25 protein-coding genes are annotated in these 23,952 nt (G+C 71.6%); 18 read left to right on the top strand and 7 right to left on the bottom strand.

From position 1 onward, the window contains the following. The 5 genes from DFJ67_RS18275 (at window position 1) to mnmA (ending at window position 4,658) form a co-directional block, all read left to right on the top strand. On the top strand, window positions 1–396 hold the full coding sequence (locus DFJ67_RS18275) for a hypothetical protein (RefSeq protein ID WP_116069096.1): 396 nt from the start codon (window positions 1–3) through the stop codon (window positions 394–396). 175 nt (window positions 397–571) lie between these two features. After that, the gene (locus DFJ67_RS18280; protein WP_116069097.1) at window positions 572–1,348 is read left to right on the top strand and encodes an electron transfer flavoprotein subunit beta/FixA family protein; all 777 of its coding nucleotides are present in this window, start codon (window positions 572–574) and stop codon (window positions 1,346–1,348) included. 12 nt (window positions 1,349–1,360) lie between these two features. Next, window positions 1,361–2,320 (top strand): electron transfer flavoprotein subunit alpha/FixB family protein, encoded by a 960-nt coding sequence (locus DFJ67_RS18285; protein ID WP_116069098.1) that lies wholly within the window; start codon window positions 1,361–1,363, stop codon window positions 2,318–2,320. 78 nt (window positions 2,321–2,398) lie between these two features. Further along, window positions 2,399–3,562: a cysteine desulfurase family protein gene (locus DFJ67_RS18290; RefSeq protein WP_116069099.1), complete on the top strand. Its 1,164-nt coding sequence runs from the start codon at window positions 2,399–2,401 to the stop codon at window positions 3,560–3,562. Between the two features lie 25 nt (window positions 3,563–3,587). Continuing rightward, a complete protein-coding gene (mnmA, locus tag DFJ67_RS18295) occupies window positions 3,588–4,658 on the top strand; it encodes a tRNA 2-thiouridine(34) synthase MnmA (protein ID WP_116069100.1) in 1,071 nt (356 codons plus the stop codon). Between the two features lie 88 nt (window positions 4,659–4,746). Here the strand turns inward: mnmA and DFJ67_RS18300 are convergent, their stop codons facing one another. Further along, on the bottom strand, window positions 4,747–6,111 hold the full coding sequence (locus DFJ67_RS18300) for a ferredoxin reductase family protein (protein ID WP_116069101.1): 1,365 nt from the start codon (window positions 6,109–6,111) through the stop codon (window positions 4,747–4,749). A gap of 79 nt (window positions 6,112–6,190) precedes the next feature. Between DFJ67_RS18300 and DFJ67_RS18305 the strand changes: the two genes are divergently transcribed. Then, on the top strand, window positions 6,191–6,934 hold the full coding sequence (locus DFJ67_RS18305) for an FkbM family methyltransferase (RefSeq protein WP_116069102.1): 744 nt from the start codon (window positions 6,191–6,193) through the stop codon (window positions 6,932–6,934). 81 nt (window positions 6,935–7,015) lie between these two features. Here the strand turns inward: DFJ67_RS18305 and DFJ67_RS18310 are convergent, their stop codons facing one another. After that, window positions 7,016–7,441: a MerR family transcriptional regulator gene (locus DFJ67_RS18310; protein ID WP_116069103.1), complete on the bottom strand. Its 426-nt coding sequence runs from the start codon at window positions 7,439–7,441 to the stop codon at window positions 7,016–7,018. An 88-nt stretch (window positions 7,442–7,529) separates the two neighbouring features. On the opposite strand from DFJ67_RS18310, the gene DFJ67_RS18315 reads away from it, so the two are divergent. The 4 genes from DFJ67_RS18315 (at window position 7,530) to DFJ67_RS18330 (ending at window position 10,231) form a co-directional block, all read left to right on the top strand. Further along, a complete protein-coding gene (locus DFJ67_RS18315) occupies window positions 7,530–8,174 on the top strand; it encodes a dihydrofolate reductase family protein (RefSeq protein WP_116069104.1) in 645 nt (214 codons plus the stop codon). A gap of 5 nt (window positions 8,175–8,179) precedes the next feature. Then, window positions 8,180–9,043 (top strand): SCO6745 family protein, encoded by an 864-nt coding sequence (locus DFJ67_RS18320; RefSeq protein WP_116069105.1) that lies wholly within the window; start codon window positions 8,180–8,182, stop codon window positions 9,041–9,043. A gap of 22 nt (window positions 9,044–9,065) precedes the next feature. Further along, window positions 9,066–9,521, top strand: coding sequence for a hypothetical protein (locus tag DFJ67_RS18325; RefSeq protein ID WP_116069106.1), 456 nt, complete (start codon window positions 9,066–9,068; stop codon window positions 9,519–9,521). Between the two features lie 314 nt (window positions 9,522–9,835). Continuing rightward, window positions 9,836–10,231, top strand: coding sequence for a hypothetical protein (locus DFJ67_RS18330; RefSeq protein ID WP_147315540.1), 396 nt, complete (start codon window positions 9,836–9,838; stop codon window positions 10,229–10,231). A 56-nt stretch (window positions 10,232–10,287) separates the two neighbouring features. Here the strand turns inward: DFJ67_RS18330 and DFJ67_RS18335 are convergent, their stop codons facing one another. From DFJ67_RS18335 to DFJ67_RS18355, 5 genes are all read right to left on the bottom strand, one after another. Beyond that, on the bottom strand, window positions 10,288–12,354 hold the full coding sequence (locus DFJ67_RS18335) for a putative bifunctional diguanylate cyclase/phosphodiesterase (protein WP_116069108.1): 2,067 nt from the start codon (window positions 12,352–12,354) through the stop codon (window positions 10,288–10,290). A 163-nt stretch (window positions 12,355–12,517) separates the two neighbouring features. Further along, a complete protein-coding gene (gene ligA / locus DFJ67_RS18340) occupies window positions 12,518–14,644 on the bottom strand; it encodes an NAD-dependent DNA ligase LigA (RefSeq protein ID WP_239097551.1) in 2,127 nt (708 codons plus the stop codon). 63 nt (window positions 14,645–14,707) lie between these two features. Continuing rightward, entirely contained in the window at window positions 14,708–15,070 is a 363-nt protein-coding gene (locus DFJ67_RS18345; RefSeq protein ID WP_116069109.1) for a VOC family protein, read from the bottom strand. 21 nt (window positions 15,071–15,091) lie between these two features. After that, complete coding sequence (locus DFJ67_RS18350; RefSeq protein ID WP_116076360.1) at window positions 15,092–16,033, bottom strand: uroporphyrinogen decarboxylase/cobalamine-independent methonine synthase family protein; 942 nt, start codon at window positions 16,031–16,033, stop codon at window positions 15,092–15,094. A 49-nt stretch (window positions 16,034–16,082) separates the two neighbouring features. Further along, on the bottom strand, window positions 16,083–16,817 hold the full coding sequence (locus DFJ67_RS18355; protein WP_116069110.1) for a CDP-alcohol phosphatidyltransferase family protein: 735 nt from the start codon (window positions 16,815–16,817) through the stop codon (window positions 16,083–16,085). An 81-nt stretch (window positions 16,818–16,898) separates the two neighbouring features. On the opposite strand from DFJ67_RS18355, the gene DFJ67_RS18360 reads away from it, so the two are divergent. Genes DFJ67_RS18360 through DFJ67_RS42770 form a run of 8 tightly spaced genes read left to right on the top strand, consistent with a single transcriptional unit; the run spans window position 16,899 to window position 23,952 of the window. Then, the gene (locus DFJ67_RS18360) at window positions 16,899–17,876 is read left to right on the top strand and encodes a zinc-dependent alcohol dehydrogenase (RefSeq protein WP_116069111.1); all 978 of its coding nucleotides are present in this window, start codon (window positions 16,899–16,901) and stop codon (window positions 17,874–17,876) included. A gap of 8 nt (window positions 17,877–17,884) precedes the next feature. Continuing rightward, window positions 17,885–18,283, top strand: coding sequence for a 6-pyruvoyl trahydropterin synthase family protein (locus tag DFJ67_RS18365; protein WP_116069112.1), 399 nt, complete (start codon window positions 17,885–17,887; stop codon window positions 18,281–18,283). Continuing rightward, window positions 18,280–19,287, top strand: coding sequence for a glycosyltransferase family 4 protein (locus DFJ67_RS18370; protein WP_116069113.1), 1,008 nt, complete (start codon window positions 18,280–18,282; stop codon window positions 19,285–19,287). The genes DFJ67_RS18365 and DFJ67_RS18370 overlap by 4 nt, the downstream gene beginning before the upstream one ends. Then, the gene (locus tag DFJ67_RS18375; protein WP_116069114.1) at window positions 19,284–20,090 is read left to right on the top strand and encodes a class I SAM-dependent methyltransferase; all 807 of its coding nucleotides are present in this window, start codon (window positions 19,284–19,286) and stop codon (window positions 20,088–20,090) included. The genes DFJ67_RS18370 and DFJ67_RS18375 overlap by 4 nt, the downstream gene beginning before the upstream one ends. Next, a complete protein-coding gene (locus DFJ67_RS18380; protein ID WP_116069115.1) occupies window positions 20,087–21,028 on the top strand; it encodes a lysylphosphatidylglycerol synthase transmembrane domain-containing protein in 942 nt (313 codons plus the stop codon). The genes DFJ67_RS18375 and DFJ67_RS18380 overlap by 4 nt, the downstream gene beginning before the upstream one ends. After that, window positions 21,021–21,713: a RibD family protein gene (locus DFJ67_RS18385; RefSeq protein ID WP_116069116.1), complete on the top strand. Its 693-nt coding sequence runs from the start codon at window positions 21,021–21,023 to the stop codon at window positions 21,711–21,713. The genes DFJ67_RS18380 and DFJ67_RS18385 overlap by 8 nt, the downstream gene beginning before the upstream one ends. A gap of 11 nt (window positions 21,714–21,724) precedes the next feature. Then, window positions 21,725–22,357 (top strand): GTP cyclohydrolase II, encoded by a 633-nt coding sequence (locus tag DFJ67_RS18390; protein ID WP_116069117.1) that lies wholly within the window; start codon window positions 21,725–21,727, stop codon window positions 22,355–22,357. After that, window positions 22,354–23,952, top strand: a complete 1,599-nt coding sequence (locus tag DFJ67_RS42770; protein WP_170215905.1) for an alkaline phosphatase family protein — start codon at window positions 22,354–22,356, stop codon at window positions 23,950–23,952. Before DFJ67_RS18390 ends, DFJ67_RS42770 begins: the two co-directional genes overlap by 4 nt.

The raw sequence follows: 23,952 nt of genomic DNA on the forward strand, positions 1-23,952 counted from the left end.
ATGGCTGAGCTGACTGATCACGAACGAGCGACGTTGAAACGCGCCGCCTTCGGCGTGGTCTACCTCGTTTCCAGTGCCGACCCCGGTTTCCTGTCGATGCTGCGCGAGAGCGCGGCGGCGGCCGGCGCCTTCACCGGCGCCCGCGGCCTGGCCCGTGACGTGCTGACCAGCGGAGCCCTGCCCACGCTGCCCCGCAAGGATCCGGTGCGGGTCGAGGCCGAGGTGCTGCCGGCCCTGACCGAGTCGCTCTCCATCCTGCGGGTCAAGGCGCCCGACGAGGTCGACAACTACCGCGACGCGGTGCTGTCGGCGGCGCAGCGGGCGGCCGAGGCGGCCCATGGCGTCAACCCTTCCGAAGCCGCTGTCCTGGCCAAGGTGCGTGCCGCGCTCGCCTGACACCCGTGAGCCGTGTCACGCTGATGCTCTGCGAAGCGGAAGCTACTGGCGGGTAAGTTAGCTCTCGGTGGCAGGTGGGCAACTCCACACCGCCCTGCGATTGACCGGGCATTCCGGCGCCCGGCAGGCTGCGGCCTAGCGTGCGTTAACCAACCAGGAGGGTCGTCGAAACGCGATGAACATCGTCGTCCTCGTCAAGCAGGTGCCTGACTCCGGCTCGGAGCGCAACCTCGCTGGCGACAACACGGTCGACCGCAGGTCGGCCAACAACGTCATCAACGAGATGGACGAATACGCCATCGAGGAGGCGTTGCGGATCCAGGAGGCGCACGGCGGTGAGGTGACGGTCCTGTCGATGGGTCCGGAGCGGGCCGCGGAGTCGATCCGCAAGGCGCTGTCGATGGGCCCCGACAAGGCGGTCCACGTGATCGACGACGCGCTGCACGGTTCGTGCGCGGTGGCCACGTCGAAGGTCCTGGCGGCGGCGCTCGGCACGTTGAACCCCGACCTGATCATCGCTGGCGCGGAGTCGACCGACGGCCGCGTGCAGGTGCTCCCGCACATGATCGCCGAGCGGCTCGGTGTCGCGGCGCTGACCGGCGCGCGCAAGCTCACCGTCGACGGCGGCACGTTGACCATCGAACGGCAGACCGAGGAGGGGTACGAGGTCGTCACGGCCTCGACGCCCGCGGTGGTGTCGGTGTGGGACACGATCAACGACCCTCGCTACCCGTCGTTCAAGGGGATCATGGCGGCGAAGAAGAAGCCGGTGCAGACCCTGGCTCTGGCCGACCTGGGCGTCGACGCAGGCGAGGTGGGCTTCGCGGGCGCGACCTCCGAGGTCGTCGAGCACGCGAAGCGGCCGGCCCGCTCCGGTGGCCAGAAGGTCACCGACGACGGTGCCGGTGGCACGGCGCTGGTCGATTTCCTGTCGTCCGAGAAGTTCGTCTGAGGAGGCGCAGTCATGGCTGAGGTATTGGTCCTGGTCGAGGCCACCCGCGAGCACGGCGTCAAGAAGGTCACCCTCGAGTTGCTGAGCCTGGCCCGCACGCTCGGCTCGCCGTCCGCCGTGGTGTTCGGCGCCACCGGTGCGGCCGCCGCGATGGCCGACAAGCTGGGTGAATACGGCGCGGAGAAGATCTACGCCGGTGAGGGCGACGACATCGACGGCCACCTGGTGGCGCCGAAGGCGACCGCGCTGGCCGACCTGGTCAAGCGGGTCCAGCCCGCCGCGGTGCTGCTGCCCTCCACGCAGGAGGGCAAGGAGATCGCCGGCCGGCTGGCCGTCAAGCTCGACAACGGCCTGCTCACCGACGTGGTCGAGTTGACCGCCGACGGTGTCGCGACGCAGCCCGCGTTCGCCGGCCAGGTCGTCGTCAAGTCCCGGGTCACCCGGGGCATCCCGCTGGCTACGATCCGCCCCAACTCGCTGACCCCGACCCCGGCGGCGGCGACGCCGCAGGTCGAGGCGCTGGAGGTCACCGTCGGCGACGCCGACAAGCTGGCCAAGGTGGTCGACCGGGTGCTCGAGCAGAAGGGCTCCCGGCCGGAGCTGACCGAGGCGTCGGTCGTCGTCTCCGGTGGCCGCGGCGTCGGCAGCGGCGACAACTTCAAGCTCGTCGAAGAGCTCGCCGACCTGCTCGGCGGTGCCGTCGGCGCGTCCCGGGCGGCGGTCGACTCCGGCTTCTACCCGCACCAGTTCCAGGTCGGTCAGACCGGCAAGACCGTGTCACCGCAGCTCTACGTGGCCCTGGGCATCTCCGGCGCGATCCAGCACCGGGCCGGCATGCAGACCAGCAAGACCATCGTCGCGGTCAACAAGGACCCCGAGGCGCCGATCTTCGAGCTCGCCGACTTCGGCATCGTCGGCGACCTCTTCAAGGTGGTTCCGCAGGCCGCCGAGGAGATCCGCAAGCGCAAGTAGCCAGCCCACCGCCCGGCCACGCCAACGTGGCCGGGCGGTGCGGGTGGTAAGGACCGCGCGGGGCTACGCTGAACCGTGATGGCATACCTGGATCACGCCGCCACCACGCCGATGCTCGACGAGGCCATTGAGGCCTACGCCGCCACGGCTCGGGAGGTCGGTAACCCTTCGTCGTTGCACGCCGCCGGGCGTTGCGCCCGCCGGCATGTCGAAGAGTCGCGGGAGCGGATCGCGGCCGCCCTCGGCGCCCGCCCGTCTGAGGTGATCTTCACGGGCGGCGGCACCGAAGCCGACAACCTGGCCGTCAAGGGCATCTTCTGGGCACGCCGGGCCGAGCAACCCGGCCGCATCCGGGTGATCGCCAGCTCGGTCGAACACCACGCCGTCCTCGACTCGGTCGAGTGGCTGGTCCGCCACGAGGGCGCGACCGCCACCTGGCTGCCGGTCGACGAGGCGGGCCGGCTTAACCCGGCCACGCTGGCCGAGGCCCTCGACGACGACGTCGCCCTGGTCACCGCGATGTGGGCCAACAACGAGGTCGGCACGCTGCAACCCATCACCGACCTGGCCGCGATCGCGTCCGGCCGGCGGGTCCCGTTCCACACCGACGCGGTGCAGGCGGTCGGCCAGGTGCCGGTCGACTTCGCCGCCAGCGGTGCGGCCGCGCTCACCGTCACCGGCCACAAGCTGGGCGGCCCGGTCGGCGTCGGCGCCCTGCTGCTCGGCCGCGACGTCGCCTGCACACCGCTGCTGCACGGCGGCGGCCAGGAGCGCGACGTGCGGTCCGGCACCCTCGACGCGCCCGGCATCGTCGCGTTCGCGGTCGCCGTCGAACACGCGGCCAAGACCCAGCGCGAATACGCCGCCCGCGTCAGCGCCCTCCGCGACCAACTGGCCGCCGGCGTCCGCCAGGTGGTGCCGGATGTGATCTACAACGGCGACCCGGTCGACCGGCTGCCGAGCAACGCGCACTTCTCCTTCCCCGGCTGCGAGGGCGACGCGCTGCTGCTGCTCCTCGACGCCCAGGGCGTCGCCTGTTCGACCGGTTCGGCCTGCTCGGCCGGGGTGGCCCAGCCGTCGCACGTGCTGATCGCGATGGGTGCCGACGACGACCGGGCCCGCTCGTCGCTGCGTTTCACGCTCGGCCACACCTCCACCCAGGCCGACGTCGACGCGCTGATCGCGGCGCTGCCGGCCACGGTCGAGCGCGCCCGCCGGGCCGGGATGATCAAGTCACGTTGATAGCCCACCGCGTACCCTTGCTGCCGTGAGGGTTTTAGCAGCCATGTCCGGCGGGGTCGACTCCGCCGTCGCGGCCGCCCGGGCCGCGGAGGCCGGGCACGAGGTCACCGGTGTGCACCTGGCGCTGTCGCGCAACCCGCAGACCTACCGGTCCGGGGCGCGCGGGTGCTGCACGCTCGAAGACTCCCGTGACGCCCGGCGCGCCGCCGACGTGATCGGCATCCCGTTCTACGTGTGGGACATGGCCGACCGGTTCCACGAAGACGTCGTCGACGACTTCGTCGCCGAATACGCCGCCGGCCGCACCCCCAACCCGTGCCTGCGCTGCAACGAGAAGATCAAGTTCGCCGCGGTGCTCGACCGGGCGATCGCGCTCGGCTTCGACGCGGTGGTCACCGGCCACCACGCCCGCCTCGGCGCCGACGGGCTGCTGCGGCGCAGCGTCGACCTGGCCAAGGACCAGTCCTACGTGCTGGCCGTGCTGACCCGCGAGCAGCTCGACAAGTCGATGTTCCCGCTCGGCGACATCACCAAGGCCCAGGTGCGCGAGGAGGCGGCCGCCCGCGGCCTGTCGGTCGCGGCCAAGCCCGACTCGCACGACATCTGCTTCATCGCCGACGGCGATACCCGCGGCTTCCTGGCCGAGCGGCTGGGCGAGGAGCCGGGCGACATCGTCGACGCGCTGACCGGTGCGGTGGTCGGCTCGCACGCCGGCGCCTACTCCTACACGGTCGGCCAGCGGCGTGGCCTCAACATCGGCGTCCCGGCACCCGACGGCCGGCCGCGCTACGTGCTGTCGATCACGCCGGTGACCAACACGGTGACGGTCGGCCCGGCCGAGGCGCTCGAGGTGTCGACGGTGACCGGCGAGCGTCCGGTGTGGACCGGCGGCGCCCGCCCCGACGGCCCGATCGAGTGCGAGGTGCAGCTCCGGGCGCACGGCACGCCACTGCCCGCCGTGGTCAGCCTGGCCGACGGGTCGCTCACGGCCGAGTTGCGCACGCCGGCCCGCGGGATCGCGCCGGGCCAGGCGGTCGTCGCCTACCGTCCGGACGCGGCCGGCGACATCGTGCTCGGCTCAGCCACCATCCGGTAGGGCCGACCCCGGTCGATCTTGGCCTGCCGCGCCGCCATCTTGGCGTGCCGCGCCGCCCCACCATCTTGTGCGACGCGCCCGGCTGGCCTTAATCGCCCGCGAGGGCGAAGCGTTCTGCGTGCACCTGGCGCTTGGGGACGCCGGCGTCGCGGAGCGACTGCAGCACGGCCGAGGTCATCGCTGGCGGGCCGCAGACGTACACGTCGCGCTCTCTGATGTCGGGGACCAGTGCCATCAGGTTTTCCGGTGCGAACGGGATGTTGGGTGGCTGGCCCGCGCCGGTGCGGCCGGTCAGCAGGTGCAACGTCACGCCGCGGGTGTGCACGAAGTGCTCGAGCTCGCCGAGCAGCACCGCGTCGGCCGGGCCGGGCACCCGGTAGAGCACCGTGACCGGGCCGTCTAGCTCGCCGAGCAGCGACCGGATCGGGGTGATGCCGACCCCGCCGGCGATCAGCAGGGTCGCGTCGCGGGTGCGGTGCAGCGTGGTGAACGCGCCGTAGGGGCCCTCGACGAAGACCCGCGCGCCGACCGGCAGGTGGCGCAGCCCGGCGCTGGTCTTGCCGACCGCCCGTGCGGTCAGCCGCAGCGACTGGCCGTCGGGCGTCGACGAGATCGAGAACGGGTTGGCCTGCCACCAGCGCCCTGGGGTGAGGAAGCGCCAGATGAAGAACTGGCCGGCCCGCGCCTCCAGCCCGGCCAGGTCGTGCCCGGTCACGTAGACCGAGGTGACGGTGTCGGACTCGGGCACGACGGCGGCGACGCGCAGCTTGTGCCGGGCGTTGCGGAGCAGCGGTGTGACCACCCGGCCGTGCAGCAGGGCCACGATCGTCAGGCCCCAGAGCGCCCACCAGTAGGCCGTGGTCAGCGTGTTGGCCCGGAACGTGGTCCCCTCGTAGAGCTGGTGCAGGATCGCCAGCGTGACGGCCGCGTAGAGCAGCAGGTGGATGGCGTGCCAGACCTCGTAGGAGAGGCGGCGGCGGGCGAACCGCACCGACAGTGCCACCACGATCACGATCAGCGAGACGGCGAGCATGCCCAGCAACGTCGGGAAGACGCCCAGGAACGTGTCGATCTGGGCGAGCACGGAGATGTCACTGAGTCGGGCGTACCCCGTCAGAATGAAGCTCGCGTGCAGCACGACCGCCCAGAACAGGGTGAACCCGGTCCACCGGTGCCAGGCGGTGAGCTTGTCGGCGCCGATCCAGGTGTCGAGCCACGGCAGGCGGGCGACCAGCAGGAGCTGGAGCATCATCAGCAGCGCGGCGTGCAGCGCGATGAACTTGGCGATGCCGATCAGGTCGTTTTTGGCCGGGTCGCCGGTGAAGAACAGGATCTCGACGATCACCACGTTGAAGGCCAGCGCGCCCCACACCGTGTAGCGGGCAGCTTTTGCTCTCGAGGTGGCCCGGCCCGCGCGGGCCGTCGGCGCCGCGGTCGCGTCGGCAGCGGTCATCAGCGCTCTCCTGTCCCGGATGGTGCTCCTCAATGTGACTACGGGGTTCCGGCGAGAGTAGTTCAGCTAGGGTCGCAGGATGCTCACCCGCGCGTGGGGAATCGCCCGATCGTTGGTTATCTATCACGGTCAGCCCGGCCGGCACCGCCGGCTGGTCCGCTTCTACGGCCAGTTCCTCGGCCCTGACGACGTCGCGTTCGACATCGGCGCCCACGTCGGCAGCCGGGTGCGGGCCTGGCGGGCGCTCGGCGCCCGGGTCGTCGCCGTCGAGCCGCAGCCCGACTGCCTGCGGGTGCTGCGCACGTTCTTCGGCCGCGACGCGAAGGTGACGATCCTGCCGGTGGCGATCGGAGCCAAGCCCGGCACGGCCCACCTGGCGCTGTCGACGGCGACGCCGACGGTCTCCACGCTGTCGACCGAGTGGATCGACACGGTGTCGACCGACCGCAGCTTCGCCAAGGTGCGCTGGGACCGCCGGGTGGAGGTGCCCGTGACCACCCTCGACGAGCTGGTCAAGGAGCACGGCGAGCCGGCATTCTGCAAGATTGACGTCGAGGGCTTCGAGGCCGAGGTGCTGGCCGGGCTGTCCCGGCCGGTGCGGGCGCTGAGCTTCGAATACCTGCCGATGGCGCACGACGCCGGGCTGGCGGTGCTGGGGCAGGTCGAGTCGCTCGGAGACTACGAATACAACTACTCGCCGGTCGAGACCATGCGGTGGGCCCGCTCCTCGTGGATGAGTGCGGCCGAGTTGGTCGCCCTCTTCGGCGAGATCCGGCCGACGGGCAGATCCGGCGACGTGTACGCCCGGCTTCGTTCATCGTGATCATCGCTGTCCGCCGGCGCGCTCGGCGGGCAGCTCGGTGCCTCTAGTAGCCGCACTCGCAGCCGCATCCGCAGCATCCGCTCATCGTCGATCACCTCCCTGGTCCTTGTTTTCGTCGCTTCCTGGCGGGCACCAGGTGCCTGGCACGGGCGGTGGGCAGTCCTGTGCCGGCAGCGCCTCGATCATCCGCACCATCTCGGCCCGCAGCGCGGTCAGCCGCGCCAGCTCCGTGTCGAGCTCGTCGAGGCGCCGTTTGAGCAGCTCCTCGGCGGGCTCGCAGGGGCACACCCCGGTGTCCCGCACGGCCAGCAACTCGCCGATGTCGCGTAGCCGCAGCCCGAGCCGCTGCCCGCCCTGGATGAACCGCACCCGATCGGCGGCGCTCGCGTCGTACGCCCGGTATCCGCTCGCCGTTCGCGGTGGCGGCCGCAGCAACCCGACCCGTTCGTAGTATCGGACCGTATCCGCGGAAATCCCCGCGACCTGCGCCAACTCGGCAACTCGCATACCAGCCACGGTAAACCTTGGAGCCAGCTCCAAAGTCAAGTCCGGATCGCGACGACGGCTCCGACGTAACGGGTGAGGAGGTTTCGTGATGGCAAAGGTGATCGTGGACCTGTCCGTGTCACTAGACGGCTTCGTGGCCGGCGCCGGCGACGGCCCCGCCAACCCACTGGGCGACGGCGGCGAGGCCCTGTTCGCGTGGTATTTCGACGGCGAAACACCGATCCGGGCGTACGAGGAGGCGGCGGCGCGGGGCGTGCCGGTCCCGCCGTTCCGGCTGTCGGCAGTTAGCGCCGAGGTGTTCAGCCAACTCGTGGAGACGGGCGGCGCGGTGGTAACCGGGCGTCGGACGTATGACATCGCCAACGCCTGGGGCGGCAACGGCCCGGTGCCCGGCCTGCCGGTATTCGTGCTCACCCACGAGGCCCCGGCGACGGTGCCGGCGGGCGAGAGTCGCTACACGTTCGTCACGGACGGCATCGAAAGCGCGATCGCCCAGGCACGGTCGGCCGCGGGCGACGGTTACGTGAGCCTGATGGGCGCGGCCGCGGCTCAGCAATGCCTGCGATTGGGTCTGCTTGACGAGATCCAACTCCACGTGGTGCCGGTCCTGCTCGGCTCCGGCGTCCGCCTGTTCGACCACCTGGGCCCGGCACCGGTCCCCCTGCGCAAGCTCCGCGCGGTGGACGCCCCTGGCGTGACCCACCTGCGCTACGCGGTTGGTCCGCTAGGTTGACCCGTATGGATTCGCTGCCGCGCACCATGTGGACCCTGTTCGAGCCGATCCACGCGGTCACCTATTTCACGCCGCAGGCCCGCGAGGCGTTCGAGGCGGTCAACCTGCGCGGCTTCTGGCGGGGCTACTTCGCCGGCCGGGCCGCGCCGCTGGGCGCGGTCGGCCCGGCCCCGGTGACCGCGCTGTTCTTCGGCTTCGCGCCGAGCATGGTGACCCGGGCACTGCCCGACGTGTGGTCGCGGGCCACCCCCGACGAGTCCCTGGCGGCCCGGCTGTCCGGCGCCCGCGCCTCGCTGGCGCCGCTGCTCGACGGCGCCGGCCCAGTCGACGAGGCCGCTGACCTGCTGCGCGAAGCGGCGATGTCGGTGTCGTCGACCGGCCGCGCCCTCGCGGCCGCGAACGCCGCCCTGCCGTGGCCGGAAGACCCACTGGGCGTGCTCTGGCACGCGGCCACGATCCTGCGCGAACACCGCGGCGACGGCCACGTGGCCGCCCTGCTGGTGGCCGGACTCAGCGGCGCGGAGACGGTGGTCTGGCGGGCCTCGGTCGACCAGCGCCGCTCTTATCTCCAGCCCGCCCGGGGTTGGACCGACGAGGAGTGGACCGCCGCCGCGTCGCGGTTGCGGTCGCGGGGTTGGCTCGACGACGACGGTGCGACGAAGGCGGCGCTGGAGGCCCGCGACCAGATCGAGGAGACCACCGACCGGCTGGCCGCCGGGCCGTGGGTCGCGCTGGGTTCGGAGCGCACTGGCCGGCTCCGCGAGGTGCTCCTCCCGCTGGCGGCGCGCGCCCGCGCGGCGCTGCCGGCGGAAACTCCGATCGGCCTGCCGCCCCTGGCGGCCGCGGAGCCATCGGTCCTCGCAGACTAGAGGCGGGTTGCCGGCGCGCCGAATGCCCGGCAGCGCGGCCACGGTCGCGACGGCGACGACCGCGACGCCACGGCCACACCCAGGACGCTGCAGGCCACGACCGCGACGGCATGCCTACAACGGCCACGGCCAGGACGGCGACGCCCGCGGCGGCCGCGCCCGCGGCGGCCGCGCCCGCGGCGGCCGCGCCCGCGGCGGCCGCGCCCGCGACGGGAACGACCGTGGCGGCGACGACCGCGACGGCCGCGCCCGCGACGGGAACGACCGCGACGGCCACGCCCGCGACGAGAACGACCGCGGCGGCAACGACCGCGACGGCGACGGGCACGACGGCCGCTCCCAGGACGGGAACGACCGCGGCGGCGACGGCCGCGACGGCCCGACGGCCGTGACGGCTGCGGCGCCCGCCCCCGCGACGGCCGCGCCCAGGACGGGAACGACCGCGGCGGCGACGGCCGCGACGGCCCGACGGCCGTGACGGCCGCGACGGCCGGACGGCCGTGACGGCTGCGGCGCCCGCCGCCGCGACGGCCGCGCCGACGGCCGCGTCATCGTCGGCGTCGGCCTCAGCAGCGGGACCGGCTTCGCGACGTGCTGCGTGTGCCGCGGGCCGAAGCCGCGTGTGAGGCGCGAGACAGCAACCGCGGGCATGAAACCCCTGGTCGCGGAGGTTTCCGAAGTGGGCACCGCGGATGGTCGCGGAACCCGACGAGCCGTCCCGGGGACTCCCGCCTCGACCCGCCTCAAGCACCATGTGCGCCACGTGGGGGTGGCGCCAAGGAGGGGTCAGTCATGAAACTCACGCCGCGCTTTAGTTTGGACCTGCTCTACCTCGTCGGTGGTGTCTTCCTGTTGGTGGCCGCGATGACCTTCACGTCGGCGACCGCCGGTTGGCTCGCCTTCGGCGTGGCCGCGGCCCTGACCGCCGTCGCGGGGTTCACCGCCATCCGCACCACCCAGACCGCCGTCAAGGTTGGTCATGGGCTGGTCGCCCTGGCCGGGCTCTGGACCCTGGTCGCCGCCCTGACCTTCACCGGCGCGACCCAGACCTGGCTGGTCTTCGCCAACGCGGCCCTGCTGGGCGTGCTGGCGATCGCCGACCTGGTCGGCCACGAGGTGACCACCGAGCGGGTGGTACACGAGCTGGTGGTCAAGAACGCACCTCAGAGCCACGAGCTAGCGGCCTGATCCGCGCGCACTAAACACAAGGTGGCGGGCCTCCGGGCCCGCCACCTCCGCATAGGTCAGGACGGGTTCAGCGGCCGGTAGCGGCCCAGCCAGTCGACCAGTTCCTCGGCCGGCATCGGGCGGGCGTAGAACCAGCCCTGCGCCACGTGGCAGCCGACGCCGCGCAGGAGGCGCCAGGTGCGTTCGTCCTCGACGCCCTCGGCGACCACCCGTAGGCCCAGCGCGCCGGCCAGGTCGATGACCGTGCGGACGATGGCGTGGTCGTCGGCGTCGGTGGCCATGCCCAGCACGAACGAGCGGTCGACCTTGACCTCGGTCAGCGGGAGGCGGCGTAGGTGCTGCATCGACGAGTAGCCCGTGCCGAAGTCGTCCAGTGCGATCGCCACACCCAGCTTGGCCAGCTCGGAGATCGTGGCCAGCACCCGCCGCGGGTCGGCCATCAGGGCGCCCTCGGTGATCTCCAGTTGGAGCTGTTCGGGTGCGACCTCGAAGCGGGCCAGGCGTTCCTTGATCTGGTCGACGATCTCCAGGGTGTGCAGGTCGCGGATGCTGACGTTGACCGCCGCCCGGAGGTGGACGCCCGCCGCCTGCCACTTGGCCAACTGCTCGACCACATCGTCGACCACGCGGCGGGTGAGCAGGCGCATCACCGCGCTCTGCTCGGCCACCTTGATCAGTTCTTCCGGGTCGACCATGCCGCGCTTGGCGTGGCGCCAGCGGAGCAGGGCCTCGACGCCGACCACCGCGCCGGTCTGGATTTCGATCTGCGGCTGGTAGTACATGGTGATCTCGCCCGCGGCGGGTGAGACCAGGTCGGGGTCGAGGGCGCGGCGGAGGTCGCCGAGCAGGCTCAGGCGCTCGGGTGTGTTGTGGTCTGACTCCGGCGTGTAGACGACGACCGTGTCGCGGCGGTGTTTCGCGTCGTACATCGCCACGTCGGCGTGCCGCATCAGGGTCGCGAAGTCGTCGCCGTGTTCGGGGAAGAGGGCGATGCCGATCGAGCCGGCCACGTCGAGCGGCAAGCCGTCGAGCGAGACCGGTTCGGCCAGCGCTACCACGATGCGGTCGGCCAGGGCCCGGGCGCCGTCGGCGTCGGTCAGCCGCGGGGTGAGGATCGCGAACTCGTCGCCGCCGAGCCGGGCGACCACGTCGGCCGGGCCGACCGCCCGGACCAGGCGGTCGCTGACGTCGATCAGCAACCGGTCGCCGACCGCGTGGCCGAGGGCGTCGTTGACGTGCTTGAAGCGGTCGAGGTCGAGGAGCAGCAGCGCGAAGTGCTGGTCGGGCGCGCCGGCGGCGGCCCGGGCGCAGTGCAGCGTCGCCTGCTCGTGCACCTCGGCCAGCAGCGCCTTGCGGTTGGCCAGCCCGGTCAGCGGGTCGAGCCGGGCCAGGTGCTCCTGCTCCGCCGACAGCCGTGACATGCGGTAGACCGCGAACAGCGGCACCAGCATCAGCGGGATCAGCGCGACGCTCTGCGACGCCGGGCCGCCGACCAGGATGGGTGCGAGCAGCAGCAGGGCGCCGATCGAGACCGACTCGAACGCCAGGCCATGGCGGAAGGTGCGCCACCAGTTGCCGCCCGCGTGCAGGCGGACGGCGATGGTCACGGTGCCGTATTTGACGACGAACCAGGCCGCCGCCGCGACCGAGGCCGCCACCACGTCGATCCAGGTTGGACCGGTGCCCTGGGCGAACGCGGCCTCGCCGAAGCCGCGCAGCACCGCCTCCGCCGCGCCCAACGCCAGCGCGTATTGCGCGACGTTGAACACCGCCCGCCACGTCGCATGGCGCAGCCGGATGGACGAGGAAACGACGGCGGCTGCCTGCACCAGGATCGCGGGGCCGAGGCCCCAGGCCAACAGGATCGCGAACGTGAAGCAGATCGACGGGAAGACCGCCGAACTCTGCCGGGGCCCGGGCGGCGCGAACGGGCGGTAGTCACAAAGGACAGCCAGCGCAGCCATCAACCAGAACGCGGTCGGCAGGTCGGGAAGCTGCTCGGGGAGGCGGCTGATCGAGGCCGCGGAGACGACAACGGCCACCGTGATGACCGCTCCGACGAACGTGTAGAACGGCGCCGCCCGTTCGGCGGGAACGGAGTTACGCCGCACGGCAGCGTCCATCCCACCTCCCCGCTCGCCCCACAACGCCCCCCAGCGTCCGGCCGGACTGTCCACTAAAGATCCCACCCTATGGGCGTGGTTTGCCAACCGAGCGAAACGGACAGAGTCGTGATTAAGTTGGTATACACGGCAAGCGGGCAACTATGGGCCAATAGCCGTCGGCTCAGGCCTCGTCACTCAGCGCACTCGCGCGGGCCGCGTCGGGCCCGTCGGAGAGAAGAACCCGCAGGCCAGCCTCGTCGAGGACGGGCACCTTGAGGGACATCGCCTTGTCGTACTTGGAGCCGGGATTGTCGCCTACGACGACAAAGTCGGTCTTCTTGGATACTGAACCGGTCACCTTGCCGCCCCGGCTGGCGATCTCTTCGCTGGCCTGGTCGCGGGAGAACTCGTTGAGCGTGCCGGTCACCACGACCGTGAGGCCTTCGAGCGGGCGCGGCCCCTCGTCGGTGCGCTCCTCGGCCATGCGGACGCCGGCCGCGCGCCACTTGCGCACCACCTCGCGGTGCCAGTCGACCGCGAACCACTCCTTGAGACTGTCGGCGATCGTCGGGCCCACCCCGTCGACGGCGGACAGTTCGTCGACCGGCGCCTCGTCGATCCGCTCGATCGAGCCGAAATGGCGGGCCAGCGCCTGCGCCGCGGTCGGGCCGACGTGGCGGATGGAGAGCGCGACCAGCACCCGCCACAGCGGGCTCTGCTTGACCTCTTCGAGGTTGTCGAGCAGCTTGATCGCGTTGCTGCCGAGCGTGCCGTCTTTGTTGACGAAGAACGGGCAGTCGCGCAGGGCCAGGCCGTCGATGTCGAACAGGTCGCCCTCGTCGGTGATCACGCCGCACTCGACCAGCGCGGCCGCGGCCTTGTAGCCGAGCACCTCGATGTCGAGCACGTTGCGGCTGGCCAGATAGAACACCCGCTCGCGGATCTGGGCCTGGCAGTAGCGGGCGTTGGGACAGCGGATGTCGACGTCGCTCTCCTTGGCCGGGGCGAGCGTGGTGCCGCAACTAGGGCACTCGGTCGGCATCACGAACGCCCGGGCGTCGTCGGGACGCAGCGCCACCACTGGGCCGAGCACCTCGGGGATCACGTCGCCGGCCTTGCGCAGCACGATGGTGTCGCCGATCAGCACGCCCTTGCGCTCGACCTCGCGGGCATTGTGGAGAGTGGCCAGCGCGACCGTCGACCCGGCCACCTTGACCGGCTCGAGCACCGCGAACGGGGTCACCCGCCCGGTGCGGCCGACGTTGACCTGGATGTCGAGCAGCTTGGTGTTGACCTCCTGCGGCGGGTATTTGAACGCGATCGCCCAGCGCGGCGCCTTGCTGGTCGAGCCGAGCCGGCCCTGTAGCGCGAGCTCGTCGACCTTGACCACCACGCCGTCGATCTCGTGCTCGACGGCGCGCCGGTGCGTGCCGTAGTAGGCGATGTAGTCGTCGACGCCGGCCAGGTCGTCGACCACCTTCCACCGCTCGCTGGTCGGCAGCCCCCACTTGCGCAGCGACTCGTAGGAATGCGACTGCGACTTCGGCGCGAAGCCCTTGCGGGCGCCGATGCCGTGCACGACCATCCGCAGCGGCCGGGACGCGGTGACCCGCGGGTCTTTCTGGCGCAGGCTGCCCGCGGCCGCGTTGCGCGGGTTGGCGAACGGCGCCTTGCCCTCTTCGACCAGGGCGGCGTTGAGGTCGGCGAACGCGGAGACCGGGAAGTAGACCTCGCCGCGCACTTCGAGCAACTCGGGCACGTTTTTGCCGGTGAGCCGCTCCGGGATGCCCTGGATCGTGCGCACGTTGCCGGTGACGTCTTCGCCGGTGCGCCCGTCGCCGCGGGTCGCGCCCCTGACCAGCCGGCCCTTCTCGTAGGTCAGGTTGATCGCCAGGCCGTCGACCTTGAGCTCGCAGAGGAAGCGCACCGGGCCGCCAGCGTCGCGGACCGTGCGCTCGGCCCAGGCCGCCAGCCCCTCGGTGCTGAACACGTTGTCGAGGCTGAGCAGCCGCTCAAGGTGCTCGACCGCGCGGAACTCGGTGGTGAAACCGCCCACCCGCTGCGTCGGCGACTCGGGAGTGCGCAGCGCCGGATATTCGTCTTCGAGCGCGATCAGCGCCCGCATCAGCTTGTCGAACTCGTCGTCGGAGACGGTCGGCGAGTCGAGCACGTAGTAGCGGTAGGTGTGCCCGTCGATCTCCTCGGCCAGGGCGGCATGCCGCGTGCGGGCCTCGTCCGGCGGCTCGGCACCCGCGGCCGCCGCCTGCGCGGCAGTCACGCGCTGGTCAGGGAGCTCTTCGTCGGACACCGCTCAAACCTCCGGACGACTAAGGCCAACAACAGCAACCTAGCCGCCCCGTACGACAAAGTCTCAGACCTCGAAGACCAGACAGAAGGGATGCCCGGCCGGATCCTCGAAAACCCGGAAATCCGCACCGTCACCAGGCAACCGCTTCGCGCCCAGCGCGAGAGCCTGCGCCGAGGCCCGGTCGATGTCGTCGACCATCACGTCGAGGTGCATCTGCTGCGGCCGCTCCGGGTCGGGCCAGTGCGGTTGGCGCAGCCCGGGCGCCATCTGGAAGGCGATCCGGATGCGGTCATCGGAGATCACCACCCAGCCCTCCCGCTTGTGCACCACGGGCATGCCCAGCAACTCGCTGTAGAACCCGGCCAGAGCGGGCGGATCCGGACAGTCGATCACGACGTTGTAGAGGCGGCCGATCATGCGGATCATCCTTCCCCACGTTGCCGCGGGCTATTCCTCGACCAGACGCCGACCGGCGTCGCGGCAGGCCGCCAGCACGTCCTTGGCGTAGGTCGCCGAGGCACCGGCCAGCCCGCAGGTCGGCGTGACCACGACCTGGCGGCGCAGCAGGTCAGCGCTGAAGCCGAGCTGGTTCCAGACCCCGCGTACCCGATCAACAAGATCTTTGTGACCGGGCGCCCGCGCACCGCTGGTCGGCGCCACGCCAGCCAGCAGGCCAACCCCGGCGTCGATCGCCTCGCCCAGCGGATCGAGCGAGCCGACCAACGAAAGATCAAGGGAAAGGGCCGAAGCACCAGCCGAGACGAACAGCGAAATGGGTACGTCGGCCGCGCAGCAATGGAACGTGACCGGGGCGCCGACCCCGCTGACCAGCGCCCGCAGCGCGTCGGCGGCCGTGTTGGTCTCCACCGCCCGGTAGGCGCTGAACCCGCTCTCGGTCGGCACGTGCCCGGCCAGCACCGTCGGCAACGCCGGCTCGTCGACCTGGAGCAGCACGGTCGCACCCGGCAGCCGGCGGCGTACGTCGTCGACGTGGGTCCGCAGCCCTTCGGTCAACGACGTGATCAGGTCGCGGACCGCGCCCGGGTCGCGCAGCAGCCGCCCGCCGACCGGCAGGTCGACGTTGGCCGCCAGCGTGTAGGGCCCGGCCGCCTGCACCTTGACCACACCCGTGAAGCCGTCACCCTGCTCGGTGAGCTGGTCGAGGTCGCGGTCGAGGAAGTCGGCGGCGCGGCGCAGGTCGCGCCCCGGCCGCGCGGCGATCCGCCAGGTGCCGACGTAGAGCTCGACCGGCAGGTCGACCAGGAACGCCGAGGTGCGGCCGATGATGTCGGCGCCGGGGCCGCGGTCGGGCAACTCGGCGAGGTGCGGCAGGTCCGGCAGCTCCCCGAACACCACCCGTTGTGCCTCGGCGATGTCGTCGCCGGGCATCGAGCCGACGCCCGTCGCGCTGCCGGCCGGCCAGGGCCAAGGTTGCTGCTCATTCACGAGGCAGGAGCCTACCGATCACCCGGGTACGGGTGACCGGGTGACCGTCCCGCCACAGCCAGACAACATCACGGCCGAACGACTCGAGCAGCAGCGCGAAGGCGATCAGCAGCAGCACCAGGGTGGGCCGGAACGGCAACACGCCGGCGGTCGCGGTGACCAGGGCGATGCCCTGCGTCGCGGCGACCACCTTGCGCCAGTAGCGGGGCGGCAGCGTGCCGCGCATCCAGCGGGTCGACCAGATGCCGGCCAGGAACGCGTAGCGCATCGCGCCGATCGCGAGCACCCACCAGCCGGCCGTGTGTGCCACGTACGCACTGAGCACCAGCACCAGGAACGAGTCGGCCTCCATGTCGAACCGCGCGCCGAACGCCGAGGTGGTGCCGGTGCGTCGGGCGACCTGCCCGTCGACGCCGTCGAGCAGCAGCGCGACGACCACCAGCCCGACCACCATCGCGACCGGCGGGGTGCGCTGGATGCCGTCGACCACGAGGGCGGCGACGGCACCGATCAGGATCGTCCGGCCGGCGGTCACCCAGTCGGCGGGCCCGTACGTGCTGAGTCCAGATGACGACAGTCCGTGTTGGAGCAGGATCATCGTGCTGATCGCGAACGCGGCGCCGGCCACCCAGCCAAGGGGGCCGAGGCCAACCGCCGCGGCCACCGCCGCAAGCACGGTGAACTGGGCAAACATGCCGACCAGCGGGCCGGACCGAACCATGCGCATCGTTCCTCCGTGTCTTTAAGCGGCACATGATGACACGGGAAATGGGATCGTTCGGTTCATGAAGATGACGGAGAGCCACGAATGAGCCGCTCGGAACGGGCATTCTGGGTGGTCGCGCCCGGTGCTGGCGAGGTCCGACCGGCCGATGTCGCGGAGCCCGGTCCCGACGAGGTCCGGGTGCGCACGATCCGCTCCGGCGTGAGCCGTGGCACGGAGACGCTGGTGTTCCGCGGCGCGGTGCCGGAGAGCCAGCACACCGCCATGCGGGCGCCGTTCCAGGAGGGTGATTTCCCTGGTCCGGTGAAATACGGCTACCTCAACGTCGGCGTCGTCGCGGAGGGCCCGGCCGAGTTGCGCGGGCGCACCGTCTTCTGCCTTTACCCCCATCAGACGGGGTACGTCGTGCCGGCCACCGCGGTCGTCCCGGTGCCCGACGACGTCCCGCCCGCGCGCGCGGTGCTGGCCGGCACGGTGGAGACCGCCGTCAACGCCCTCTGGGACGCCGCGCCGCTGGTCGGCGACCGGGTCACCGTGGTCGGCGGCGGGATGGTCGGCTGCGGCGTCGCGCGGCTGCTGGCCCGCTTCCCGGGCGTCGCGGTCGAACTCGTCGACGTCGACCCGGCACGGGCCGCCACGGCCGCCGCCCTCGAGGTCGATTTCGCCCATCCGGAGGACGCCGCGACCGACCGTGACCTGGTCTTCCACGCCAGCGCGGCGGAGGCCGGGCTGCGCCGCTCGCTGGAGTTGCTCCGGCCGGAGGGCACGGTGATCGAGCTGAGCTGGTATGGCGACCGCGAGGTGAGCGTGCCGCTCGGTGCCGGGTTCCACTCGGGACGCCTGAACATCCGGGCCAGCCAGGTCGGCATGGTCGCGCCGGCCCGCCGGTCGAGCCGTTCCTACGCCGACCGCCTCGCCCTGGCCCTCGAGTTGCTCCGCGACCCGGCGTTTGACGCGCTGGTCAGCGGGCAGCACCCCTTCGAGCGACTGCCCGAGGTGCTGTCAGCCCTCGCGTCTGGCAGCCTTGCCGGGTTGTGCCACGTCATCACCTACGGAGAGTAGAGAAACACATGTTCAGCGTTACCGTGCGCGACCACATGATGATCGCCCACAGCTTCCGCGGCGAGGTCTTCGGCCCGGCGCAGCAGTTGCACGGCGCGACCTTCCTGGTCGACGCCACCTTCCGCCGCGCCGAGCTCGACGCCGACGGCATCGTGGTCGACATCGCGCGCGCGTCCGACGAGCTCAAGGCCATCGTGGGGCAGTTCAACCTGCACAACCTCGACGACGACCCGACGCTGGCCGGGGTCAACACGACGACCGAGGTGCTCGCCAAGGTCATCGCCGACCGGCTGGCCGAGCGGGCGACGGCCGGCGATCTCGGCGAGGGCGGCCGTGAGCTGGCCGGGATCACCGTGACCCTGCACGAATCGCACATCGCGTGGGCGAGCTACGAGCGATCGTTGTGAACCTTTCGCCGCCGGGCGGCGTACACGTCATCGTGCCTGACGAGATCGACGACCCGAGCGCGCCGAGTGGCGGCAACGCCTACGACCGGCGGGTCTTCGATGGTCTGGCGGCGCTCGGCTGGGCGGTCCGGGAACACCCGGTCCCGGTCGGCACGGCCCTGGGCCCGGTGCTCGACACGCTGCCCGACGGCGCGCTCGTCCTGGTCGACGGGCTGCTGGCCACCTCGGTCCCGGTCGACCGGGTCGGCCGCCTGCGACTCGTGGTGCTGGTCCACATGATCTTCGGCGGGCCTGGTGAGCGCGAGGTGCTGGCGGCCGCCGACGCGCTGCTGACCACCAGCGAGTGGAGCCGGCGCAACGTGCTCGACACCTACGGCCTGCCGGCCTTCGTGGCCGCACCCGGGGTCGAGCCGCAGCCGGTCACGCCGCCCGGCGCGACCGGGTCCCGGCTGCTCTGCGTGGCCGCCGTGCTGCCGCACAAGGGGCACGACGTGCTGGCCAAGGCGCTGGCGATGCTGCCGGAGGCCGGCTGGACGTGCGTGTGCGTCGGTTCGCTGTCGCGGGCACCCGAATTCGCCTCGGACGTGCGCGCCGGCGCGCCGGCCGGCATGCGTTTCGTCGGGCCGCGCACCGGCGCCGACCTCGACGCCGCCTACGCCGACGCCGACCTGCTGGTGCTGCCGTCCCGCGCCGACTCCTACGGCATGGTGGTGACCGAGGCGCTGGCCCGCGGCATCCCGGTGCTGACCACGACCGCCCAGGGGCTGCCCGACACGCTGGGCCGGGCGCCGGACGGCAGCCGCCCGGGGCTGCTGGTACCGCCCGACGACCCGGCCGCGCTCGCCGCCGCGCTGCGGCGCTGGCTCACCGAACCGTCCGCCCGCGATGCGCTGCGCGCGTCGGCCCAACTGCGTCGAACGACGCTGACGGGCTGGCCGGTCACCGCGAAGCTGGCTTCCGATGTCCTGTCCACGGTCGCGATGCGGGAGAGCACGAGCAGATGACGAGCACCCTGATGCCCGGGGTCAGCCCCGACTGGCTGAGCCTGCGCGAACCCGCCGACGCGCGGTCGCGCGCCGCCGACCTGGTCGACGACCTGCGCGAACGGGTCGGCGACGCGCCGCGCATGGTGATCCACGACCTCGGCTGCGGCACCGGATCGGCCGCCCGCTGGCTGGCGCCGAAACTCCCCGCGGCGCAGCACTGGATCATGTGGGACCGCGACCCGGACCTGCTCGCCGCCGCCCTGGCCGGGAAGCCGGACGGGATCACCGCGGCGACCCGGGTGCGCGACATCGGCACGCTGCACGCCGCCGACCTGGCCGGTGCCGCGCTGGTCACCGCCTCCGCGTTGATCGACATCCTGACCGTCGACGAGGTGGACGCGATCGCTTCGGCGTGCGCCGGGGCCGGCGTACCCGCGCTGATCATGCTTTCGGTCGTTGGCCGCGTGGAGTTCACGCCCGCGGACCCGTTCGACGCGGAGGTGGCCGCCGCGTTCAATGCGCACCAGCGGCGCAGCGTCGGCGGGCGCCGGCTGCTCGGCCCGGACGCGGTCGCCGCGCTGGATGAGGCGTTCGCCCGGCACGGGGTGGCGACCACGCTGCGGCCAAGCCCGTGGCAACTCGGCGCCGACGACCGGGCGCTGCTCGAGGTCTGGTTCCGGGAATGGCTGGCCGCGGCGGTCGACCAGGTGCCCGCGCTGGCCGCACCGGCTGCCGGCTATGCCCGGCGCCGCACGGCGGAGATCGCCGAGGGGCGGCTCACCGCGAGCGTCCACCACGTCGACCTGCTGGCCCTACCGTGACCAAGGCGCAGATCTGGGGCTGGGTCCGGCTCGCCGGCGGTGCCGCCCTGCTCGGCGTGCTGGTCTGGCGGCTGGGCAGCGGACCGTTCCTCGACGGCATCCGCGGCGTCAACGCGACCGCGCTCGGCACCGCCTTCGGCCTCGGCGTGGTGACCACGGTCGCGTGCGCCTACCGGTGGGCGCTGGTGGCCCGGGCGCTGGGCGTGACGCTGCCGCTGCGCGAGGCGGTCGGCGCCTACTACCGGGCCCAGTTCCTCAACACCACGCTGCCCGGCGGCGTGGTCGGTGACGTGCACCGGGCGGTCCGGCACGGCAAGGACATCGGTGACGTCGCCCTGGGCGTACGCGCGGTCGTGGTCGAACGGATGGCCGGCTTCGTGGTGACGATCGCCCTGTCGGTGGTCACGCTGGCCATCTTCCCGTCGCCGGTGCGCAAGCACATGCCGCTGGCCGTCGCCGCGATCGGCGTCGTGGCCCTGGTGGCCTACGTGATCAAGGGCAGGTTCCGGCTGCGCACCGGGCTCGCCTCGCCGGGCACCGGCATCGGCGTGGTGGTCACGACGGCCGTCGTGCTCGCCGGCCACCTGATCACCTTCCTGGTCGCGGCCCGGACGGCCGGCGCGACCGCGCCGCTGCGCCTGCTGGCCCCGCTGACCCTGCTCGCGCTGCTGGCCATGGCGCTGCCCTGCAACATCGCCGGCTGGGGACCCCGCGAAGGCGTCGCCGCCTGGGCCTTCGGTGCGGCCGGGCTGACCTCCGGCCAGGGGGTCTCCACGGCGGTCGTATTCGGCGTGTTGGCCCTGGTCGCGAGCCTGCCGGGGGCCGTGGTGCTGGTGCTGCGTTGGGCGGACGGTAGGCGCGCGGCCGAGAAACCGGTAATGCTGGAGCCTGACGGGGACACCGGTGTCCAGCGGCAATTGGAGTACAGCCATGGCTGAGCGGCCTTACATCCTGCTGAGCTGCGCCATGTCGATCGACGGCTATGTCAACGACTGCGGCGACGAGCGCCTGCTGCTCTCCAACGAGGCCGACTTCCTGCGGGTCGACGAGGTCCGGGCCGGCTGCGACGCGATCCTGGTCGGCGCCGAGACGCTCCGCCGCGACAACCCCCGCCTGGTGGTGAAGTCGCCGGAGCACCGCGACGCCCGGGTGGCCCGCGGCGAGCACCCCTCGCCGCGCAAGGTGACCGTCACCGAGGGCGGCGGGCTCGACGCCGAAGCCGAGTTCTTCCAGTCGGGCGAGGCGGAGAAGCTGGTCTACTGCGCGAGCTCCACAGTGGATCAGGCGCAGGCGCGGCTGGGCCGGCACGCCACCATCGTCGATGGCGGCCAGCCGGTCAACCTCCGCCGGGTCACCGAAGACCTTTACGCTCGCGGTGTCGGCCGGCTGATGGTCGAGGGGGGCAGCACCATCCACACCCAGTTCCTGACCGAAGAGCTCGCCGACGAGCTGCACCTCGTGGTGGCGCCGTTCTTCGTCGGCGACGCCAAGGCACCCCGCTTCGTCGGCGAAGGGGAGTTCCCCTGGAGCCAGGAGCGCCGGGCGACACTGGCCGAGGTCCGCCAGGTCGGCGACGTGGTGCTGCTGCGCTACGCGCTCTCGTCCCGGTTCGGCACCGTCTGATGAGGAGATTGATGGACGACGCGACGATACGCACGCAGGTATCGGTCCCCCTTCGGTTCCCGGACGGCTACAGCACCCTCGCCGAAGTGTTCACGTTCCGCGGGCTGGCCGACGACCGCGAGCACATCGCGCTCGGGCTCGGCGACTGGCGCGGCACGTTGGACCGCGACGAGGCCCCGTTGGTGCGGCCGCACAGCGAGTGCCTGACCGGTGACGTGTTCGGCAGCGAGCGCTGCGACTGCGGCCCGCAGTTGCGCGAGGCGGTCGAGCGGATCAGCAACGCCGGCGGGCTGCTGCTCTACCTGCGGCAGGAGGGGCGGGGGATCGGGCTTTACGCGAAGCTCGACGCGTACGCGTTGCAGGACACCGGCATGGACACCTACGAGGCCAACCTCGCGCTCGGGCATGCCGAGGACGAACGCGACTACACGGTCGCCGCGCAGATGCTGGGCGCCCTGGGCGTGTCCCGGATCGCGTTGCTGACCAACAATCCCGACAAGGAAGAACAGCTCACTTCGTTGGGTGTGAAGGTGACCAAGCGGGTGCCGACCCGGTTGCATCTGTCCCCCGCCAATGCCGGCTACCTAGCCGCGAAAGCGAGGCACGCCCGGCGCACCATCGAACCCGATTGGCTCGCTTCGTGAAAAGCCGCATCCTCACCGGGCTGGCCGCCTTCTTCGTGCTGGTCCTGCTGCTCCTCCCCGACGACTACGCCTCGCTGAGCCCGTGGGGCATCGTGGTGATCCCGCTGGAGGCACTGGTCGGCGTCGCCGTCGTGGTGCTGCTGCCGGCCCGGGCCCGCACCATCGTCGGCATCGTCGCCGGCGTGCTCCTCGGCGCGGTCAGCATCCTCAAGGTGCTCGACCTAGGCTTCGGCGTCACGCTGTCGCGCCAGTTCGACCCCCTCTCCGACTGGTCGCTGTTCCGCGCCGCGGAGGAGTGGCTATCCGAGTCGTTCGGCAAGCCCGGCGCGATCGGTGCCGTCATCGGTGCCATCCTGCTCGCGCTGGCGATCCCGGTGCTGGCGACGCTGTCGATCCTGCGGCTGTCCCGCGTGGTGGCCGTGCGGAAGACCCTGGCGCTGCGGGTCGTCGCGGTGCTCGGGGTGGTCTGGGTCGCGCTGGCCGTGCTGGGCGTGCACGTAGTGCCGGGGGTGCCGATCGCGGGGCGGGAAACCGCGTCGGCCGCCTATGGGCACGCCGCCCAACTGCGTGAGGACATCAGCGATCAGGCGGCGTACGCCAAGGAAGAGGCCACCGACGCCTACCGCGACGTACCCTCTGATCAGCTTTTGCAGGGCTTGCGCGGCAAAGACGTGATCTTCGCGTTCGTCGAGAGCTACGGCCGCGACGCGGTCAACTACCCGCAGACGGCTTCGCTGCTGGCTTCCCGGTCACAGCAGTTGACCGCGGCGGGCTTCCAGACCCGCAGCGGCTGGCTCACGTCGTCGACCATCGGCGGCGGGAGCTGGCTCGCCCACTCGACATTCCAATCTGGACTATGGATCAACAGCCAGCGACGGTACGGGAAATTCACCGAAGGCTCGCGCTACACCCTGACGTCGGCGTTCGACAAGGCCGGCTGGCGCACGGTCGCGGTGATGCCGGCCAACCGGCGCGACTGGCCCGAGGGCAAGGTCTACGGTTTCGACAAGGAATACGACGACCGCACCCTCGGCTACAAGGGCCAGGGTTACGCGTTCTCGTCGATTCCCGACCAGTTCACCATGCAGTCGTTCCAGCGGTCGGAACTCGCGCAGCCGCTGAACGCCCGCAAGCCGGTGATGGCCGAGATCGACCTGCTGTCCAGCCACGCGCCGTGGGAGCCGGTGCCGCCGATGATGGACTGGGACGCGCTGGGCGACGGTTCCACCTACCCAGGCAATGAAGGCAAGGGCGGCAACCCGGACGCGATCAACAACGAAGACGTCAGCAAGGTCCAGGACAACTACCGCCGCACGGTCGAGTATTCGGTCGACAGCCTGGTGTCCTATATGGAGAAATACGGTAACGACAACACGGTGATGGTGATGCTCGGCGACCACCAGCCGTCGCCCGTCATCACCGGCCCCAACCCCAACCGCGACGTGCCGATCACGGTGATCGCCAAGGACCCGAAGGTGATCCCGAAGATCGAAAGCTGGGGCTGGGAACCAGGCCTCGCCCCGTCGGCGAACGCGCCGGTCTGGCGAATGGACGCGTTCCGCGACAAGTTCTTCGCGGCCTTCGCCAAGCCCTGA

The organism is Asanoa ferruginea (genome assembly GCF_003387075.1).
Lineage (GTDB): Bacteria > Actinomycetota > Actinomycetes > Mycobacteriales > Micromonosporaceae > Asanoa > Asanoa ferruginea.

Coding starts and splice junctions, on each gene's coding strand:
- DFJ67_RS18285 (WP_116069098.1), top strand. CDS start 1,361: ATGGCTGAGGTATTGGTCCTGGTCGAGGCCACCCGCGAGCACGGCGTC.
- DFJ67_RS18280 (WP_116069097.1), top strand. CDS start 572: ATGAACATCGTCGTCCTCGTCAAGCAGGTGCCTGACTCCGGCTCGGAG.
- DFJ67_RS18290 (WP_116069099.1), top strand. CDS start 2,399: ATGGCATACCTGGATCACGCCGCCACCACGCCGATGCTCGACGAGGCC.
- DFJ67_RS18375 (WP_116069114.1), top strand. CDS start 19,284: ATGACGAGCACCCTGATGCCCGGGGTCAGCCCCGACTGGCTGAGCCTG.
- DFJ67_RS18360 (WP_116069111.1), top strand. CDS start 16,899: ATGAGCCGCTCGGAACGGGCATTCTGGGTGGTCGCGCCCGGTGCTGGC.
- DFJ67_RS18335 (WP_116069108.1), bottom strand. CDS start 12,354: ATGGACGCTGCCGTGCGGCGTAACTCCGTTCCCGCCGAACGGGCGGCG.
- DFJ67_RS18385 (WP_116069116.1), top strand. CDS start 21,021: ATGGCTGAGCGGCCTTACATCCTGCTGAGCTGCGCCATGTCGATCGAC.
- DFJ67_RS18325 (WP_116069106.1), top strand. CDS start 9,066: ATGCCCGGCAGCGCGGCCACGGTCGCGACGGCGACGACCGCGACGCCA.
- DFJ67_RS18305 (WP_116069102.1), top strand. CDS start 6,191: ATGCTCACCCGCGCGTGGGGAATCGCCCGATCGTTGGTTATCTATCAC.
- DFJ67_RS18275 (WP_116069096.1), top strand. CDS start 1: ATGGCTGAGCTGACTGATCACGAACGAGCGACGTTGAAACGCGCCGCC.
- DFJ67_RS18315 (WP_116069104.1), top strand. CDS start 7,530: ATGGCAAAGGTGATCGTGGACCTGTCCGTGTCACTAGACGGCTTCGTG.
- DFJ67_RS18310 (WP_116069103.1), bottom strand. CDS start 7,441: ATGCGAGTTGCCGAGTTGGCGCAGGTCGCGGGGATTTCCGCGGATACG.
- DFJ67_RS18365 (WP_116069112.1), top strand. CDS start 17,885: ATGTTCAGCGTTACCGTGCGCGACCACATGATGATCGCCCACAGCTTC.
- DFJ67_RS18330 (WP_147315540.1), top strand. CDS start 9,836: ATGAAACTCACGCCGCGCTTTAGTTTGGACCTGCTCTACCTCGTCGGT.
- DFJ67_RS18345 (WP_116069109.1), bottom strand. CDS start 15,070: ATGATCCGCATGATCGGCCGCCTCTACAACGTCGTGATCGACTGTCCG.
- DFJ67_RS18300 (WP_116069101.1), bottom strand. CDS start 6,111: ATGACCGCTGCCGACGCGACCGCGGCGCCGACGGCCCGCGCGGGCCGG.
- DFJ67_RS18390 (WP_116069117.1), top strand. CDS start 21,725: ATGGACGACGCGACGATACGCACGCAGGTATCGGTCCCCCTTCGGTTC.
- DFJ67_RS18350 (WP_116076360.1), bottom strand. CDS start 16,033: ATGCCCGGCGACGACATCGCCGAGGCACAACGGGTGGTGTTCGGGGAG.
- DFJ67_RS18355 (WP_116069110.1), bottom strand. CDS start 16,817: ATGCGCATGGTTCGGTCCGGCCCGCTGGTCGGCATGTTTGCCCAGTTC.
- DFJ67_RS18320 (WP_116069105.1), top strand. CDS start 8,180: ATGGATTCGCTGCCGCGCACCATGTGGACCCTGTTCGAGCCGATCCAC.